Here is an 18,204-nt window from a genome sequence, read left to right as displayed (position 1 = left end):
AGGTTCCACCTTTCTTTTTCAAATGGCATTTGTTGCGACAGCGATAATTGCTATTTTTGAAGCACAATTTGAAATTTCAAATCTGAAATTTTGAATTCATCCGGTTCCGTGGCCGAGTGGCTAGGCTGAGCTCTGCAAAAGCTCCTACAGCGGTTCGAATCCGCTCGGAACCTCAAAATGTCAACCTGAAAGGGTTGACATTTTTTTTAACAACTAAACCCGAGGTTTTCTTACTGGGTATTTACTGTTTCCTTTTCCCACATAATTTCCTATTTTAGTTTCCCTTTAACAGTTTTTATCAGATCATGACGGAAAATTCCGATCTACACCATACCATCAGCAAACTGCAACTCCACTATTGGTTTAGCGATAAAAAGCATGCTATGGATGCGCTTGTTCACAACAAATGCGAGCGCGAGTTACTTGAGCTCACCAAAGCCATTGCCAAGGTGTGTGCGGTTGTAGTTAATATGGAAGTAGAGTATAACAACAAGGGCGGCCTTAAAACCTGGCTCACACTCAGTGCTAAAACCCCCAAGAAAACCCCCGCATCAAAAGTAGCCGTAGTTAATATGCTAATGGCCTCCTGCATAGCTACAGCCAACCAGACCTCTATTGGCGAAGTACTACAGCAAATCATCAACAGCCTTACAAACGATAAAGAACTGAATAAAGCAGAGCGTGAACAACGCAAACAAATGCTTAATCATTTAAAATCAGAATGCGCCAACTACATTGAAAAACTCGATCAGCACCCAGTTATAAAAAAGCGTAGATCCAATTTTTACGACTTACTTCGCAAATACCAAAAAGTACAGAGTATATCCATTGCACTTACTGACGACACAAAGAAAACCGTTACTGAGGAGCAAGTATTGTTACGCGACAATTTCAAAAACTTCCTGCTCAGTTCAGCCACTGTGGCACCACAAGTAATTGAACAAGCGCAAATCGATATCATTTCGCCTGTGTTGGTAAAAGGCCGCCACAAGTGGAAAGGAGATTACAACGGAGTGCCTATTTCTTTTGTCATGAAGTCCGATGATTTTATGGAAATGGTACAATCCGGTAAAGTAGAATTCAAAAGCGGATCAACGATAGCCTGTACCTTAGAAATCGAAAAGAAAATAAGCAGCACCGGTGCCGAAAGAATTACAGGTTACAACATCATACACGTTAGCTCTTACTCCGAGAACGGCAAGACCATCGTCACTACCGAAGAGAAACAAAAACAAAAGCAACAGACAGTAAGCAAGCGCCAGTTAGATTTATTTGGGTAGATCAACATCAATGCTATTTTAGTATTATAAAAATTTTGGGCATGCCCCTGATGCACACATACCACACACGTGCCATCAGGGTCGGGCTGTTCAGGGCTACGCTTCGCTTCGGTGCTGCGCACTTTGCCTGCGGCTCATCCTTACCATCCCTCATGCAGGGCGCGTTATAATTTCTAACTTTAATATTATCTTTCATCTATGCCCATACTCATCTTTTAACAGATGAGATGGGCATTTTTATTTTACTGTTTTGTATTGAACCAACGCTGATATTTTATAAACAAAAACAAACATAATATTCAACATGGCAGCATTATTCAAAAACAGATACAGAATAGAAACCACACGGTTACAATCATGGAATTATGCAAACGATGGAATGTATTTCGTAACCACATGCACCAAAAACCGGAAAAATTATTTTGGCGAAATTGGACCATCTGTAGAGATATCATGCATGGCATCTCTACAGATGGTCCAATCCGAAATCGGTTTGGTTGCCCACAATGAATGGTACAAAACCCCTGAATTACGACCCGATATGAATTTGCAATTGGGTGAATTTGTGGTTATGCCAAATCATATACATGGTATAATAATCATTGGTAAAAATGAATATAATGGTGGTTGTAGAGACGCAATGCATTGCGTCTCTACAACCACCAACGCGATGCATCGCGCATCCACCGAATCCAAAAACAAATTCGGCCCCCAATCCAAAAACCTGGCATCGATCCTACGCGGATACAAATCTGCCGTTGCCACCTACGCCCGAAAAAACAATATTGAATTCGATTGGCAACCACTTTTTCACGATCACATCATTCGTTCTGAGGAGGCCTATTATAGAATTTCTAACTACATCAAAAACAATCCTTCTAAATGGGCGGAAGACAGATTTTATACGGCAAGAAGAAGACCGTAAGTCAAGCCTACCATAAACTGTCTAGAATAGAGTAGATTTTTAAAACTTCAATTTGAATAGCCTACTGCAACAAACAAACCAAATCTCACATCAATAGTTTTTACGCACCTTACATCAACCCATCAAAACTATAACGCGCATTTTCCCAAAAGCTATCTAGTGCTATAATTCTTGGCTTGAAAAAGGAGATTAGTTCCGGCCATTGTTTTTTATTAAAAATAGAGACCTCAGGCAATTCGCAGTAAATCCGACTAACGATTTTACTTTCATTTACTGTAAGGTTCAAGCGCCACTGCCATTCTTCCCCCAGTGTTTTGTGCAATAGACTTTTAAGTTCCAGAAACTGCTCGAAATACAATTCCTGAAGCTCAGTATCATTATGCTCAAGCGAAATAGCAATAATGGCCAACTTAGCACCAGCATCCATACGGAAAAACACATCGCGAATACCAGTATGGTAGTTGATCCAGTTTACTTTTAATCCTTCAGCAGAAGGAACAGGACTCATATACTTCCCAAAGGCTGTCCAGAATTCTTTCCGAATCATCGATGCCTCTTCGCGATTATACATGCTGCAAAATACTCCTATAGAATCGATTTGAAAAATGACTGCGAAACAAGATCCTTTTATTTAATTGAGACTTGTCAATTTAAAACAACTGCAATTAAATTCTCTTTCTTACAAATTTGGTTCAAGTTGGTATCACTGAATTTTAATTATCTTGATTATATAAATTATGAACAATACTGGTATCCGCCTACCTTCGTTAATAACTAAGCTAATTTCCCAGTGCAATTCAAATATTTAACCATACAGCAAACACCGACCAATCAAATTGAGAATTTGCTAAAAGCCAATGTTATTGGCACTCCCGGCTTAAGTATGTTGTATCAACACATGGGTGTTGATCTGAAACTGTACAACATTGCCAAACCTCATTTTATTACCGTTAAACGAAATGAAAAAGTCATAGGTACCTGTTGTTTTTGTGAAAGAGATTTTCAAGGCTCTGCAGGATTCTATGTCCGTTACTTTGCTTTTGTGAATGAATTCAGAATAAAAGGAATCCCTTATCCCAAAAACAAGGAAAAGACTTCTATCATTCGCAGTGAAATTAAGGCATTGCTTAATGGTAGTGATTTTAATGTTAACGCACAATCTAATTTCTTCCACTATGCCTACGTTGATCCGCGCAATCCGCGTTCAGCCAATGTATGCGAAGAATTTGGGTTTGTACCAATTAGAAAGTATACAACGAGAGTATTCAGCCGTATTTTTCCTAAGCGACATCTCGATCTAGAGATTAAAGAAATCAACTCATCTTCTGATAAAATTAAGAAGCTTCTAGAAAATTTCTACAAAGACTATAACCATTTCAGTTGCGAAAACCTGGACAAAACTTACTATTATGTAGAAAATGGAGCAGGCAAAGTTATCGCAGGTGTCCAGGTGAATGCCGATGCATGGCGTGTGTTAAGCTTGCCGGGTAAGTATGGTAAAGTGCTGCTTAAGGCTTTTGGCGTCACACTTTTTCTATCTCGACTATTATCTAAGCATTTCAATTTTCTTGCCGTGGAGGGTATTTATTTCACTGCCGGGCATGAGCATGTCTTTGAAAAACTTTTAGAAAAACTACTATACCAATACAAATTGCATACCGCCATTATGGTGGTAGACAATAATTCCCAACTTTACGAATTTACCAATAAAATTGATTTAGGCTGGCTCGCAAAGCTTTCACCCGAAGTACACGGAGATGTAATTGTACGTTACCAAACGTTATCCGACAATTTTATTGCCACTGATAAAGCTAAGCCCTGCTACATTTCTGTACATGACGTTTCGTGATCTAGTTCACCAAAACAGGTATTTATCTGAGTTTTTTGAGAAATTTAGAAGGAAACGAGCTTTATAGGCTTATATTTAGGCAGGTATAATATTAGAAATATATGTATCCATTTTTTATAATCTTTTTTGTTGGCGTACATATAACTACTATTTCGGTTCAAACATCCAACTGCTCCAAAAACCAACCTTAAACCATTCCTCATTCTGAGTGACTTTATAAACGCTTTTAGTTACTGCTAGGCACCTTTTTGGATTATTATGAACCATGATGCTATTGCTTACAAGTAAAATAGCGCCTATTTGCATAATATAACTTACTCAGAAACTGGTGGACGATAAATTCAATTTTTAGGCCTAATTTTTTATTTGATACAGGTCAATAACCCATCTTGGTCAATAGCCTTAATTAATTCTTTGAATTATATTTTCTACAGGACATTTATCTTATCTTGTCTTAAGTAATTTGTGAGGAAGAGATTATAATTTTAGTCTTATTTTTTTAACTTATAAACTCATCATAGAAAATGGATATGCAAGCATGCAAAAAATGTTTTCTTATATCTTTTTTGTTTTCCTTAACTACAACACTTTTAGTAGCGCAGGTAAGTGAAAAAGAAAGAGTAGATAGCCTATACTTAAGGGCCAAGGCACTCAAGTCTAAGAATGGAGACAGTATTAAAAACTTTGCTAACGATATACTTAGAATAAGTGTTCAGGATAATTATGAATTAGGTAGTGTTAAAGCCAAGCTGTTAGCATCGATTTACTTTATCAATAACCTGAAACTAGATACTGCAAGGATTCTCTTAGAGGATTGTGGATTATTTTTCAAAAAGAATCAAAATCTGTTAATGACAGAAGAAGGTGGGCTTTACTATATTTTAAGTGGAGAACGTGCTTTTAGATTAAGAAATTATGCTGAGGCTGAAAGCCATGCAAATAGTGCGCTCGCTATCTTTACTGAGATTAAAAGCGATATTAATATTGGAATTGCATTAACACAGCTAGGTTCTATAAGTTATCTGCAAGATAAGTACGCGGAGGCCTTAGATTTTTACTTGAAAGCTTTAAAGGTGAAAATGAAAGTAGGTGACGATATTAAATACTATAGATATGAGTTAATAAGAATCGCTGAGACATACCAAACAATGGGAGAGTACGATAAGGCTTTAGAATATATAAGAATTGATATCAAAAATTCATCTTCTGATAGGAACCGACTTGAAGATTTGAAACTAATTGGCGAAATTTTTCATCAACAAGCATCCTTTGACAGTGCTATGCATTACTTCCAGTTGGCAAAAAAATTGGCAAACGATTTAAATGAGGTAATGTATTTAAATTTAATAAACTATGATATTGCTTTACTTCTCTCAAAGAATGGTCAGTTTCGAGAGTCAAATGATATGCTTTTCCCTTTTTTAAAAATTAAGTTTCCTAAGCACTCAACTATGGAAACTAATGTAAAAGCACATATAGCCAGAAACTACCTGTATTTAAAAAATTATGATAAAGCGATATACTATGGCAGAATGGCATATAAAACAGCCAACACCATCGGTTTGCAAACAGAAATCATCAAGACTTCGGAAATATTATTTCAAGCATTTAAGGCCTTGGCAAGGTATGATTCTGCACTACATTATAATATGATTAATTTCTCAAATAGAGATTCAGTTTATAGTATTGAGAATCAACGTAAGCTTAGTTCCTTATATGCTGAAATAGAAACATTAGGAAAACAAAAGGAAATTGAAGCACTTGAAAAGCAAAATCTTATAGATCAAGTACAAAATAGAAATTTGATCCTTGCCATCGTACTAGGATCGATTTCATTTATATCGGTTTTAATTAGTGTGGTTTTATTTTATAGAAATAAGCAAAAGAAACAAATACTTGACAACCTCATACTTCAACAAGAAATTGATTTAAAAAATAAAGATTTACACGAACAGACCTTAAAGATGATCTATATGAATAATAGTTTCGTGGAAATAGAACAGAGTCTTAAACAACTTCATTTACAATCATCGGACTCAGCAAAAGACATTAGACAACTACTCAGTAACTTGCAACTTAATAGAACACTTGAAAAAGAATGGGACAATTTTAACCGTTATTTTGGAACGGTTCATGGACATTTTTTTGATAAGATAAATACTGATTTTCCTGATTTGTCAACTTCAGAAAGACGTCTGGCATCTCTTATAAGAATGAATCTTACAAATAAAGAGATAGCATCTATATTAAATATTGAATCATCTAGTGTTAAAATCGCCAAGTACAGATTGAAAAAGAAACTAAGTTTGAATGAAGAAGAAGATATTCATTCATTTTTTCAAAATTTGAACTGATAGGTATTATATTTTAAGATATATAATCACAATCAGTACATAATAGCCTTGCGCTTAATTCTTGATGAAATTGTGAGTTAATAGTTATTTATTAGTTGAACTATTTGCTGTACATATTGAGCTAACCAAAATCATCTATACCTTTTACAAGTTCTACTTTTATATCGTTCTAGGTTCAATAAACTCAATACCTATGAGAACGATAAATGCCTTTATTTTAATATCGATTTTGGGTGCAAAGGTCGCCTTAGGTCAAGTAAGTTCAGCCACATTGCAAGCTGTATTCCTTTATCAATCAATCAAATATTTAGAGTGGCCGTCTGATGAGTTAACCAATTTTGAAATATTGGTTGTGGGCGATGGTGAAATTTATCAAGAACTCCAGAAGATTGCTAAATCACGAAAGATTGGAAACCGTGCTATAGTAGTTAAGCAAGTTAAAAGTCTTACTAATGTACCCTCATGTCATATTGTAATTTTTACGGGTAATGCGCAAGCTGAATCCCTCATTAATACAGTCAATGCAAAACCGATTTTGCTGGTTACCAATACAGAAGGCCTTTTAGAAAAAGGAAGTGATCTCAATTTTATTAAGAAAGGTGATAAACTCTCATATCAGCTTAATGCCTCTGCGCTTCAGGAAAAGAAAATTAAAGTTGCCAGCTCTTTCTCAGCCATGGCAGAGAAAATCATTTAGGAATAGTATAAAATCAAAAAAAAGATGCCTTATGAAAATAGTTAAACTTTGCTGCTTTTGCACGCTACTCATGGTATGTGCGAACAGCACATTTGCACAAGAATCTACTACTGAAGAAGTTGAAGATCTATTTGAACTCTCCTTAGAAGATCTGCTTAATTTGGAGATAACCACAGCGACTAAAACAGCGGGTAAATCCGATGTCGCGCCAGCTATTACAGAAGTAATAACTGCTGAACAACTCGTTCAACGGGGTTATCAAAATCTCGGTCAATTATTAAATGATATAGCCAACAATCATCAAGACAGAAGTAATTGGGGTATCGGTGAGCCGGTTCATCAAAACGTAGGTTTTGGTTTTCGCTTTGATTCGGGTCAGAATATATTAATGCTATTTAATGGACAACGTTTAAATGCATTTTTGCCAGGAAATCGTTTTGGAGGAGAGGAGTATTTATTAGATAACATTGAAAGAATTGAAATAATCCGTGGGCCTGGTTCCGCGCTTTATGGAACTGGTGCTTTTACAGCAGTGATAAATATTATTTCAAAAAAAATTAGTACAGGTAATGCTGAAGGTATTGCAAGAGCAGGCGTTTCAGTTACACCAACAGCTGGGGGCATAACCTATAACGGTTCTTTGTTGACACCAATAGCAAAGAAAGGTAGTTTAAATGCAGCCTTTCGTTATTCAAACGAAGATGGCCAGGAACTTCAAGTTAATAATTCGCTTTTTGGTAATCAAAAGTTAAAAGATGGCATCAATTATACTTATGATGGTGAGGCAATCATGTCTTGGAATAACCTTAATGTACAAGGTAAATTTACCAAGCAGAGTCGGAATACTTTTACAGGATTTAATGCAGTTAACCCAACAAATATGGATGAACTGGAGTTATATATGCATGCATATTCATTAGGTATTGACTATTCCAAAAAAATGAACAAGTCTACCTTTAAACTTTCTGGTGGCTGGCATAATGATAACTGGACTGAGGTAGCGCTAATTCCCATTTTCGCTCCACAGACTACTCCGGAAGAACCACCTCAATTGGATGTAGTAGACCTATACAGAAATGGTGAAAACATACAGACATCTTTTTTTATAGACGGGCAAGGTGCAGATACCCGTTCATTAGATGCCGAAGCACAATGGACATACAATTATATTAATAGCAACAACATTGTATTTGGAGTTTACCTCGCTGATGATAAGGTGATTGATGCTGTCAGACCTAGTGAACTTAACCTTGTTCCACTTCAGTTCTATCCCTTTCGTGAAATCAGAGATCCACAAAACAATTGGTTATTCGATTTGAATGCATCTCGACAAACCTTAGCCTTTTATATGCAAGCAGATTACCACCTAACAAAGCAACTTTATATTAATGTAGGAGCGAGATTCGACAACTTCTCAGGCACAGGAGTATTAGCAAGTCAAAAATATTCAGAGTTTAACCCAAAAATTGCCCTTGTTTTTGATAATGAAATAGCTGGAACGCTAAAAGCTTTAGCGGGAACAGCTACAAGAATTCCAAATGGGTTTGAAACACTTTCTTCAGTATCAATTTTAGGAGATCCTAATAATACACCAGAGCGGATTCAAACATATCAACTACAATGGATTAAAAATTGGAAGTCGAACTTTAGAACTGAAGCTGGTTTTTTTCACTCAAGCATTACTAATAGATTAGAAACCAATGCCAATATTTCTGATGAACTAAGAGCTAATGGATTCATAGGGCAGTTTATAAATGTGGGCAATGGCGTTATCCAATCAAATAACGGTTTTGATGCCAAAGTTGTGACTAGATTCTCTAAAACAATATTGCAGGTAAATATGACTCAGTACTTTAATAGCGACAATGGTTTTGCTGAGACAATCATGTATATGCCCTTTACTATGTTAAATATTGACTACACAATTCCAGTAAAATGGATGAGTTTCAATCTGGGGGGGAATTATAGAGGTGGGTTTGAACAACCAGAAAGTGATTTACGGGCGGGCGTAAAAGATTACTTCGTTGCCCGCCTCAATTTAGTAGCTACACCATCAACAATTCCTTTTCAGTTTAATTTGATGTTTAGAAATCTATTTAATACAACCTACTATTACCCATCATCATCAATTGATTTCGTTAATCACTTTCCTGCTAGAGGTCTGGATGTGAGTATTGGACTAACATATAAACCAAAACTTTAAAGAGGAATTCTTAAATCAATTACTACGCAATATGAAAAGGAGTGTATTATTTTTTATTGGCATAATGTTCATTTATGGTTACAGTTTTTCACAAGGTTCAACCTTATCAATTGTTTCGGAGAATGATCCGTTTGTGCTTTTTCTGAATAATATTAATGTTAGCCCAATGCCAAACACCGTGGCTGTGGTGGATGGAATGAAAATAGGTCGGAATCATGTGCGGTTAGCCTTTTCAAGAAAGGGTGTTCCTGAATTGAATACACAAATAGAGCTGGCTAACGATGATAAAGTTCATCAGTTAGCGTATAAAGTAATTAAAGACGCTAAAGGAAAATATATACTTCAGTTCGTTGGTGATAATAACATGAGCATTGTTGGGCAGGATACTGATGATGCACAATTGGAGAATATTTCAGGAAGTAGGAATACCACCACAAAAGAATCTTCTTCGAATAACAACAAATTGTCTACCAAAGAAACCGCATCGGGTACTGCTCAGACATCAGAGATCAAGGTAACAGTTAATCAAAACGCTGTTAGTATGAATATGAACATACCTGAAATGGATAGTAGTAATAGTACTGGCAAAACTGAAAAAAGTAATAGCAATAGAGTACCTGCAGTTAGTGATGGCTTAATGTGTTCAGGCCCCACAGTGGATGCACAAACATTGCTAAAGTTTAAATACAAACTTTCTAGCGTCAATATGGAAATGTATAAAGCTAAGGACATCAAGGAGTTTATGAATAAGCAGTGCATGTTATCTGCTCAGGTGGCTGATCTGGTAAAAATTGTACAGATGAATGATTATCAGTATGAAGTAGCTCAGCTGGGTTATTTGCGAACTTACGATCAGGCCAATTATGGTTTAATAGTAGAGGCACTAATGGCTGAATTTAATAAAGAGAAGTTGCTAAACTTTATATCCACTAACCAAGCTTCACAAAGTTACGTACCCGTTAAGGAAGATAAAAAATCAACAGTTGAACCTAAGCAGTCTACTTACTCTACTACTACAAATGATTTTAGCTATTCATGTATTCCAATGGAAGTCAATGACTTTGATGAAGCCCTTGAGGCAGTAGACGAGCCTATAGATGAAGATAATAAACTAGAGGTGGCAAAATCAGTTTTTGATCAGGAATGTCTATCAACAAATCAAGTCTATAAAGTTGTAGATTTATTTATTGATGAAGATCGGAAACTTGATTTTGCAAAGTTTGCCTTTTCAAGAACCTCTGATAAGGATAAATATTTTAGAATTAATAAGGCTTTCATTGATGAAAATCGAATTACTGAGTTAAGCAGATATGTTAAAAATAACAGATAAGGGTATGCAGCAAATAGTAGAACAGAAGAACTCGATCGAACCAGTCAGCCGGGCTGGTAAGGATTTTTTGCGTTTTAATTTTGATGGACTACTCACTCAGAAAAAAGCAATTGAATTATGCACAGAGTGGAAAAAATACTCCCTTCAAGAGCCAGAAAAGAGTTTTGTCATTGTTTTTAATGCATCTAAGATGGAAAACTATGAGCCGCAGGCAAGAATAGCTTTCCAGAAATGCATGAAGGAAATGAGTAAGCAAATAGATAAAATATGGGTTGTTACGGACTCTAAACTTGTTTTGGGTGGAGCTTCAATTATGAGTCTTATTGTAGGCTTGCCAATACGAGCTGTACGCAGCGAAGAGCAGATAATAGTTTAACGGTAAAATTTTATTATGGAGTACGCAACTTTTGATGAATCAGATTTTCCTATTGTAAGGGTTACCTTTAACATTAAAAATCCCACTTTAGATCAGTTTAAGCAATTTATTGATGGTCAGAAAAAATTACTTTCTTATCTGAAACCATTTGTTTTAATAATGGATGCCAGAAATGTGGGTTTTCTCTCTTCTGAAATAAGAATTGAGCAAGGTACTTTCTTTAAAAATGATCGTGAGAGATTAAATAAGTATTGTATAGGTGCTGTACTTTGGGTTAGCTCACCAATTGTAAGTATGATGATAAAGGGTATGATGCTTATTGAGAAACCGCCTAACGAAACTTTCATAACTTCTAATATTGATGAAGTAAATAGAAAGGTAGAAGAGTTACGATTTCAAATCATGAAGAGTGCTTAGTATTTTCTTGAGTATTTTCGAACTTTGCAAACACTATTTTAAATTTTATATAGTTAAGTTGATTTATTCAATTAAGGAATTTAACAGAATTATTTTAATAGGGAAGATTGACGTTGAATTATTTAAAAGAGATAAAGCCCTTTTGACTAAAAAATGAATTGTATATGAACAATCCTAATGTCTGGTTATTTATACATAAATAAAGTTCTGACTTTTTTTTGGGGATTTGTATTTCTATTCTGCGTAGAAACTAAAGCTCAATCGTCTGATAATTATAAGTTTTGGTTTTTTGAAGATGTTTCAAAAAGTTACGATTTGAGTACTATTCAAAATGATTCTGTCGTATTTACTCTATTGGATGATTCCAAACTTGTTTACAACATTACAAATTCTGCCATCTGGATTAAGTTTAAGTTTTTCAGTCAAGAACAAAACACAAATTTTTATTTTTTGGAATTATCAACCCCTACTATTCATTACGTTGACTTTTATCATCCCAAAGATACACTTGGGTACGCTGTGCTTACTACTGGATTTCTAAGAAATTATTATTCAAGAGGATTTTTATCAGATCATTTTACCTTTCCTGTAACTTCCGACTCTAATTGGTATTATCTAAGATTAGAGAGTGGACACTTCCTAAATACTGACTTACGCATTGCCTCTCTATCTGATCTTTCGACAAATACAAATAAGCGTCATTTAATATATGGGCTATATGGAGGAATACTCTTGGTAATAGTTTTAATTGTTGTGGCTGTTATTGTTCAGGGCAGGCAATACCACTTCTTGTTTTATGTCTGCTTCATATTTTTTGGAAGTACCATCACCTTATTGGAGTCTGGAATCTATTTTCAAAACATTTGGCCTAACGCCCCAATCTTTAATTATATCTTTCCCCTATATACATTTGGAGTCTCGTTTTCTATACTTGCCTTTCTTCGCTATGCATTTAACGCAAACCAGCTCGCGACATCGTTATATCATTTTAATTTTTGGGTTTTAACGATTATCCCAATATTCCCGGTTATCTATTTTCTATATACAGACCATTACAGCTTGGCATTATTGGTTGTTCAAGTATCATCAGTGCTTATTTCATTTCTTGTATTGCTAATGACCTTTATCTGTTTTGTTAAAAGCAAAGTATTTAAACCATATTATCGATTAATAATCATTGGTCAATTTTTAATGGTGAGTGGTATTGGTATTTACCTAGCAGCGCAAAATCAATGGATAGAACTTGGATTTATCCGAGATTTCATCATTATGCTTGGTGGAATAGCTGAGGCTGTTTGCTTTACTATGGCCATTTTTACTTATCAAAATTCAATAATAAAAAAGTATCAGGGTTTATTGCGAAAGCAAAATAGTGAACTACAGACTTCGGTTGATCTTCGAACAAAAGAACTTGAGTACAAAAATAGGGATCTTGTTTTAGCCATGCAGGAAAAAGATAGCCTGCTTAACATAGTAGTGCACGATTTAAAAAGTCCACTTAATCAGACTAAAGCACTTGGTAAATTATTATTGCATCATACTACTGATCAAAATACAATGATTGAAATGTTGAAACGTATTGAGCAAGCATCAGATCACGGAATACGACTAATAGACGAACTAAGCACTATCTCAAACCTGGAGCAGAACAACGATACTTTGAAGCTTGAGAAAATAGATTTATCAAATTTAATGGTTCCGCTGTTGAATAACATGGAATTAATAGCTATGCAAAAGAGTATAAAAATTGATACTGAAATAAAGAACAATATTCACATGCAGACTTATCCCAACTATTTAACACGCATTATCGAAAATTTACTTTCCAATGCAATAAAATTCTCGCCAGTTGGCTCCAATATTAGCTTTTTGATAAATGATAGTTGTATAAATATTCGGGATTATGGTCCAGGATTTTCAAATGAAGATTTAAATAAGGCTTTCGGTAAATTTCAGCGCTTATCGGCCAGGCCTACTGCAGGTGAATCGTCAACTGGCCTAGGATTGTATATAGTAAAATTATTGGCTGATAAACTTAATCTTAAAATTCAATTAAGAAGTGAACCAGGACAAGGAGCAACTTTTACGCTTTGGTTTTAAGCTGATATGCTCGACTAACCTTTTTCGCCAAAAAATAATATGTAAGATCCGTTAAACACGCATGCTTTGTTGTGTGGTCTCATAAAATTACGGTTTAATTATTTTTCTAAGAAATACTTGCTTATTGTGTATAACCCTTTGTAGATAAGCTCCAGAAGACCAAAGTGTAGCATCAATCTTTATTCATGTTCCTTTATACTCAACCTTTAAATCTAATGGTTTGCCATTAAGCTGATTAACACTCAGTTTGCATTAATTTGCTATTTTTTTGGTAGTTCAAGTAGGGGATCTTCATAATATTCAGATCCTTAATCATGGTATAAAATTCGAAGAAATCTGCTATTAGTATTTTACATTAAATAATGTTAAAGAAATGTTAATGCTAAGTTGTCTAACTACAAACAGTTTAGATTTACGTATTCAATTAAAATAAGCCATGAAAAAATTCATTTTACTAATAGTGCTTTTTTGCAACTGTGAAAATGTAGTTGCACAAGCAAGTAAAAAGTTATTAGGCCTTTGTAACCGAGACTCGTTACTTCTATCGCCTTGGAAAGAATGGTTTGAACCAAATTACACTAATTATAAACCTGAAGCTGATTTTATAGCCAAGCTAAGGAAGAACTTAAGTAAGGATTACTCCTTTGAGGTTTACTTTGGAACTTGGTGTGGCGATTCAAAACGAGAACTGCCCAGATTCTACAAAATAATAAATGAAAGTAATTTTCCAGAGAATAAAATAAAATTGGTTGCTGTTGATTCTGGAGAAAACTACAAACAATCACCTGGTGGTGAAACAATCGGGAAGGGAATATATCGAGTAGCTACTTTTATTGTTCTAAAAAATGGTTTTGAGGTTGGCAGAGTAACTGAACATCCTGTATATACTTTAGAAGAAGATATATTTAAAATTATAAGTGGCGGTGACTATGAATCTAACTTTAGAACATATAAACATGTTGATCAATGGCTTGAGAGAGGTTTAATGTCGAATCCTAATGTTTCTTTAAAAGGATTGGCTAAACAATTGAAGCCTTTGCTTATCACACCGAGTGAATTGAGTTCTTGTGCTAAGGTCTTGACTACCCAGGGAAAATTGAAAGAAGCTATCTTTATCTGTAGAATCAATACATATATTTTTTATGATAATCCTGAAACGTACTCAATGTTAGCACGCACTTTGTCAAAAGATGGACAGCACAAAGAGGCATTAGAGAATATTGAATATGCTATTAAAATAAATACCGATAATGAAGAGTTGCAGTACCTCTTAACTAGCTTTTACAATATTAAACTAGCTTCAAATTAGATGATGCTCGAGCAATAGCTTGACTTTAACCAACACTAATAATTACTGTAAGGGTATATAACTTTATTTACCCACTTTAATCCAAATCATGCAATCCAATATTTTATCTGGTATAGAATCTCTATTATAACTTATTTTATTAAGTGTAAGTAACTCGGTTTTGGTAGCAAAGAATATTTTTTCTGCTGAAATTTTTTTGATGGAGACAGCGTATGGTTTAAGTAGTGTATTGAAATCGTCAGCAAGTTTGGTTTTCATTAGAAAAGTAGAGATAGCTTCATAATCTTCTATTTTTTTGCTAGTATCATATTGCTCCTGGTAGGATTTCGTTACAGATATTGCAAGATCACCATAGTATATCAATCTGCCTAAATAGATACTTTTTAATGAATCTAAACTGTATTTCTGGTCAATAGAAGGTAATATAAGTTTTAATTCTTTTAACCTTTCAGCATAGCTGGAATAGCCAGCGAAAAAACTAAGATTCATAGAATAACTCCTGTCTTCTTTTGATTTACTTATCAAGCAGTTAAAATCTGAAGTATCATTATTAATTAACAGGAAATACTTTTCAGTTTTTAACAGATAATTTGAATTTACAAGTTGAGTTGTCAATTCTTGACTTTGAACTAAGGTGTCTTGCTTGACCGGAGGCATTTCTGAAGAGCTGTTGTTACTTTTATTACAGCCCACTAAATTCAAAAGTAGTATTAACAATAGATAAGTAGAACACCATTTTTTATCGATAAAAGAATTCTTAATTATTCCTGAAACCAGTAAATCGAATATATTACAGTTGATATCTACCATTTTTTGCAGTAAACTGATTTATAAAAGGTGAGTATATTATTGATTCTAGCTTAAAATTGACTCTGATTATTTTTTTAGAATAGAGAATGCTGTTTCGGGCAGAGCAATTCCGTTTTGCTTAAGTATGTAAGCAATTTGACCACGGTGGTAAACTGAGTGAGATAATATGTGAAAGTATGCGTCAGTCAGATTTGTTTGGATTGGATTTTCCTCATTGTTAATATAGGTAAAACTCCAATTGTAATTTTTGCCATAGCTTTCTGAAGCTAGTAACCCCAGTGTTATATAATAGTTATCTTCATTTCGTAAAGCAAAATCAATTTTGCTAAGGGATCTCCAAGGCATAACATCACCGTCATAAACATTGGTTATTCTATTTAGCCAAAGCTCATGAATGTTAATGATGTGAGCAAAAATGTCGAGACATTTAGCGGGTAACTGGTCATACTTTTCAAATAAGATAATGAAATCTTCATTTGCATCATTATTCTGTTTAAATAACGAAGAGAACATTTTTCTAACTTCGCTCAAATCATTGTCTTCCAGATTGAATGGCTCTGCGTAAGTTGGATTTAGTGTTAATGTTTCCATGTTGTGTTTGTTTAGATGACCATATAAAGTAAACTTTTTTGGAAATAATAATGTGTTTTGAAAAGATCAAATGATATGCATGTCGAGGCAATTATTTAAGCTAAAAAGAATATATTTTGAGCTTTTTACTGTATTTAGCTTGAGATAACTTTATTAGTTTTCATACATTATTTGAGCTTATGAAAAAATTAATAGTACAGATTATAGTTTTGTTTTTTGCCAGTTTTTGGCTTTCCTGTTCCAAAAATTCAGATCCAGAGCCTGCAACAGAAGAGAAGAGAATTTTGATGTTTCTGGCTCCTGACAATGTATATTATTCAGAATATATTGTGGCTTACGAAGCGCTTAAAGCTTTAGGTTATACAATTGAACTTGTTTCAGCAACTGATGAGGATGTTACTCCATACATGCTACCATCAGGTACCACCATTGAAGAAACTGCCAATACCTTACCTGGAAACAACAAATTCAATGAATTCAAAATGCAATTCAAGGATTTATTTGGTATTGACTGGCAGCATAGTCATAATACTGTTCCAATTAAAATATCAGGTATAAAATCAATTCATTCAATTGAGGATATGAGTGAATATCTGGGTATAGTCATTGCTGGAGGAACTGGAATTCTGAATCTCAGAGCTGATGGAGTTTATGATGTACAGGCCGGTATTTCTGCAAATGATATTCAATTGACTGTACAAAAATTGAATACACTTGCAAGCCAGGCCTTAAAATCGGGAAAACCTATTCTTGCTCAATGTCATGGTGCAAGTTTACCAGTATTTTGGAAGATCGAAGGATCCGAGACACCATTCATGTCTGGTCAAATAGCTACTGGTTATCCTGAGGCCTCAACAGAATCTACGTATCAAAACTTAGGTGTGGAATTAAGGGATGAAGATAAAGTTGTGGTATCAAGCCCAAATGCGGCACTTGCTGACTTAGGTGAAGGGGATTTTAAAATTGTTACCTCTAGAGATTGGTATCCCCAAACAGTAGCCCACGCTACTAAGGTTTTTGTTAATATTCTGGAATCTTTTCCGGACGTTGAACATCGGCAAGAACAAAAAAAGGTATTGATTATGCATGGAGGCCCTCTTAATGAGTCAAATTGTAGCCCATCTAACCGAGCTAATGATATTCCATGTCTCTATGAAGGTGGAGTTAATCTTCCTGCTGATTTTACTCATGTTAAGGCGTTATTGCAATCAGATAATAGCGATGGATATCAATTTTTGGTAAGTGATGTGAATATTACTAATCCCACACTTCCATATACCGAAACAGATCAAACTTCTATAGAAAATTATTTAGCAACTTTTGATGTAGTTGTTTTTTTTAAACATTGGTCTACCGGAGTAAATACTGCGTTACAAAACGCATTGGTATCGTATGTAGATAATGGTGGTGGCGTTTTGGCGCTGCACCATGCTTTATATAATGATGTGGATGATGCTAATGCCTCGCTAAATAAAAATATACTTACAACACAACTTTTTGGAGCCACATCTGAAGAAAATACGTGGTCTGCAGTACGTGAAAATTATCAGATGTATTCTACAAATTTCGGCCACTTTATTTCAACGTACCACATACCAACCAGCGCAATTAATGAAGCTCCATTACACTGGACTCACTATCCTTTGATAAGTACAACAAACAGAAGCTTATCAGTATATCCAACAATTAATATTTTTGACGAGATATATAATAATAAGGTGTTTGTTGCTTCTGTTTCTTTTGGTGATGAAATAAATCAAATCACACCACTATTCTCTAATAATTTAACTGGTGGCCAAGCACACACTGAAGGTTATGTTCGGTTGTTTAACAAAAACAATGATAACAAGATTGGAAGAATTGCGTGCTTTCAAGCCGGTGAGAGTCGCTCAAGTTTTAACTTGGGTAGTACTTATGCGCAAGTTATTCGAAATTCATTGATCTGGTTAACTTTTAAATAGTG

15 protein-coding genes and 1 tRNA gene are annotated in these 18,204 nt (G+C 34.7%); 13 read left to right on the top strand and 3 right to left on the bottom strand.

The window, feature by feature from the left end:
• Positions 1 to 102: 102 nt before the first annotated feature.
• The 3 genes from SanaruYs_RS18595 (at position 103) to SanaruYs_RS18585 (ending at position 2,205) form a co-directional block, all read left to right on the top strand.
• Positions 103 to 173 (top strand) — tRNA-Cys (locus tag SanaruYs_RS18595).
• Positions 174 to 305: 132 nt separating this feature from the next.
• The gene (locus tag SanaruYs_RS18590) at positions 306 to 1,280 is read left to right on the top strand and encodes a hypothetical protein (protein ID WP_127124121.1); all 975 of its coding nucleotides are present in this window, start codon (positions 306 to 308) and stop codon (positions 1,278 to 1,280) included.
• A gap of 304 nt (positions 1,281 to 1,584) precedes the next feature.
• On the top strand, positions 1,585 to 2,205 hold the full coding sequence (locus SanaruYs_RS18585) for a transposase (RefSeq protein ID WP_127124120.1): 621 nt from the start codon (positions 1,585 to 1,587) through the stop codon (positions 2,203 to 2,205).
• A 109-nt stretch (positions 2,206 to 2,314) separates the two neighbouring features.
• Here SanaruYs_RS18585 and SanaruYs_RS18580 read toward each other — a convergent pair whose 3' ends face one another.
• Complete coding sequence (locus SanaruYs_RS18580) at positions 2,315 to 2,776, bottom strand: DUF4268 domain-containing protein (RefSeq protein WP_127124119.1); 462 nt, start codon at positions 2,774 to 2,776, stop codon at positions 2,315 to 2,317.
• Between the two features lie 219 nt (positions 2,777 to 2,995).
• Here SanaruYs_RS18580 and SanaruYs_RS18575 point away from each other — a divergent pair, with 219 nt between their 5' ends.
• The 9 genes from SanaruYs_RS18575 to SanaruYs_RS18535 all read left to right on the top strand — a co-directional run bounded on the left by SanaruYs_RS18575 (position 2,996) and on the right by SanaruYs_RS18535 (position 14,840).
• Positions 2,996 to 4,054 (top strand): hypothetical protein, encoded by a 1,059-nt coding sequence (locus tag SanaruYs_RS18575; protein WP_127124118.1) that lies wholly within the window; start codon positions 2,996 to 2,998, stop codon positions 4,052 to 4,054.
• A 524-nt stretch (positions 4,055 to 4,578) separates the two neighbouring features.
• Complete coding sequence (locus tag SanaruYs_RS18570; RefSeq protein WP_127124117.1) at positions 4,579 to 6,408, top strand: tetratricopeptide repeat protein; 1,830 nt, start codon at positions 4,579 to 4,581, stop codon at positions 6,406 to 6,408.
• A gap of 193 nt (positions 6,409 to 6,601) precedes the next feature.
• The gene (locus SanaruYs_RS18565; RefSeq protein WP_127124116.1) at positions 6,602 to 7,105 is read left to right on the top strand and encodes a YfiR family protein; all 504 of its coding nucleotides are present in this window, start codon (positions 6,602 to 6,604) and stop codon (positions 7,103 to 7,105) included.
• A gap of 31 nt (positions 7,106 to 7,136) precedes the next feature.
• Entirely contained in the window at positions 7,137 to 9,308 is a 2,172-nt protein-coding gene (locus SanaruYs_RS18560) for a TonB-dependent receptor plug domain-containing protein (protein WP_160118721.1), read from the top strand.
• A 31-nt stretch (positions 9,309 to 9,339) separates the two neighbouring features.
• A complete protein-coding gene (locus SanaruYs_RS18555; protein ID WP_127124114.1) occupies positions 9,340 to 10,638 on the top strand; it encodes a DUF4476 domain-containing protein in 1,299 nt (432 codons plus the stop codon).
• Complete coding sequence (locus SanaruYs_RS18550; RefSeq protein ID WP_127124113.1) at positions 10,619 to 11,014, top strand: STAS/SEC14 domain-containing protein; 396 nt, start codon at positions 10,619 to 10,621, stop codon at positions 11,012 to 11,014. Before SanaruYs_RS18555 ends, SanaruYs_RS18550 begins: the two co-directional genes overlap by 20 nt.
• Positions 11,015 to 11,029: 15 nt before the next feature.
• Positions 11,030 to 11,431, top strand: a complete 402-nt coding sequence (locus tag SanaruYs_RS18545; RefSeq protein WP_127124112.1) for a hypothetical protein — start codon at positions 11,030 to 11,032, stop codon at positions 11,429 to 11,431.
• Between the two features lie 177 nt (positions 11,432 to 11,608).
• Positions 11,609 to 13,531 carry a sensor histidine kinase gene (locus tag SanaruYs_RS18540; protein ID WP_127124111.1) on the top strand — a complete coding sequence of 641 codons (1,923 nt, stop codon included), beginning with the start codon at positions 11,609 to 11,611 and terminating at the stop codon, positions 13,529 to 13,531.
• A gap of 436 nt (positions 13,532 to 13,967) precedes the next feature.
• The gene (locus SanaruYs_RS18535) at positions 13,968 to 14,840 is read left to right on the top strand and encodes a thioredoxin family protein (RefSeq protein WP_127124110.1); all 873 of its coding nucleotides are present in this window, start codon (positions 13,968 to 13,970) and stop codon (positions 14,838 to 14,840) included.
• A gap of 63 nt (positions 14,841 to 14,903) precedes the next feature.
• Here SanaruYs_RS18535 and SanaruYs_RS18530 read toward each other — a convergent pair whose 3' ends face one another.
• Positions 14,904 to 15,650 carry a hypothetical protein gene (locus SanaruYs_RS18530; RefSeq protein ID WP_127124109.1) on the bottom strand — a complete coding sequence of 249 codons (747 nt, stop codon included), beginning with the start codon at positions 15,648 to 15,650 and terminating at the stop codon, positions 14,904 to 14,906.
• Between the two features lie 66 nt (positions 15,651 to 15,716).
• Positions 15,717 to 16,241 carry a DinB family protein gene (locus tag SanaruYs_RS18525; RefSeq protein ID WP_127124108.1) on the bottom strand — a complete coding sequence of 175 codons (525 nt, stop codon included), beginning with the start codon at positions 16,239 to 16,241 and terminating at the stop codon, positions 15,717 to 15,719.
• 179 nt (positions 16,242 to 16,420) lie between these two features.
• Between SanaruYs_RS18525 and SanaruYs_RS18520 the strand changes: the two genes are divergently transcribed.
• Entirely contained in the window at positions 16,421 to 18,202 is a 1,782-nt protein-coding gene (locus tag SanaruYs_RS18520; RefSeq protein ID WP_127124107.1) for a hypothetical protein, read from the top strand.
• Positions 18,203 to 18,204 lie beyond the last annotated feature (2 nt).

The organism is Chryseotalea sanaruensis (assembly GCF_003990915.1).
GTDB classification, from domain to species: domain Bacteria; phylum Bacteroidota; class Bacteroidia; order Cytophagales; family Cyclobacteriaceae; genus Chryseotalea; species Chryseotalea sanaruensis.
Note: the sequence above shows the minus strand (reverse complement) of the source record. Positions and strands in the feature narration are given on the sequence as shown.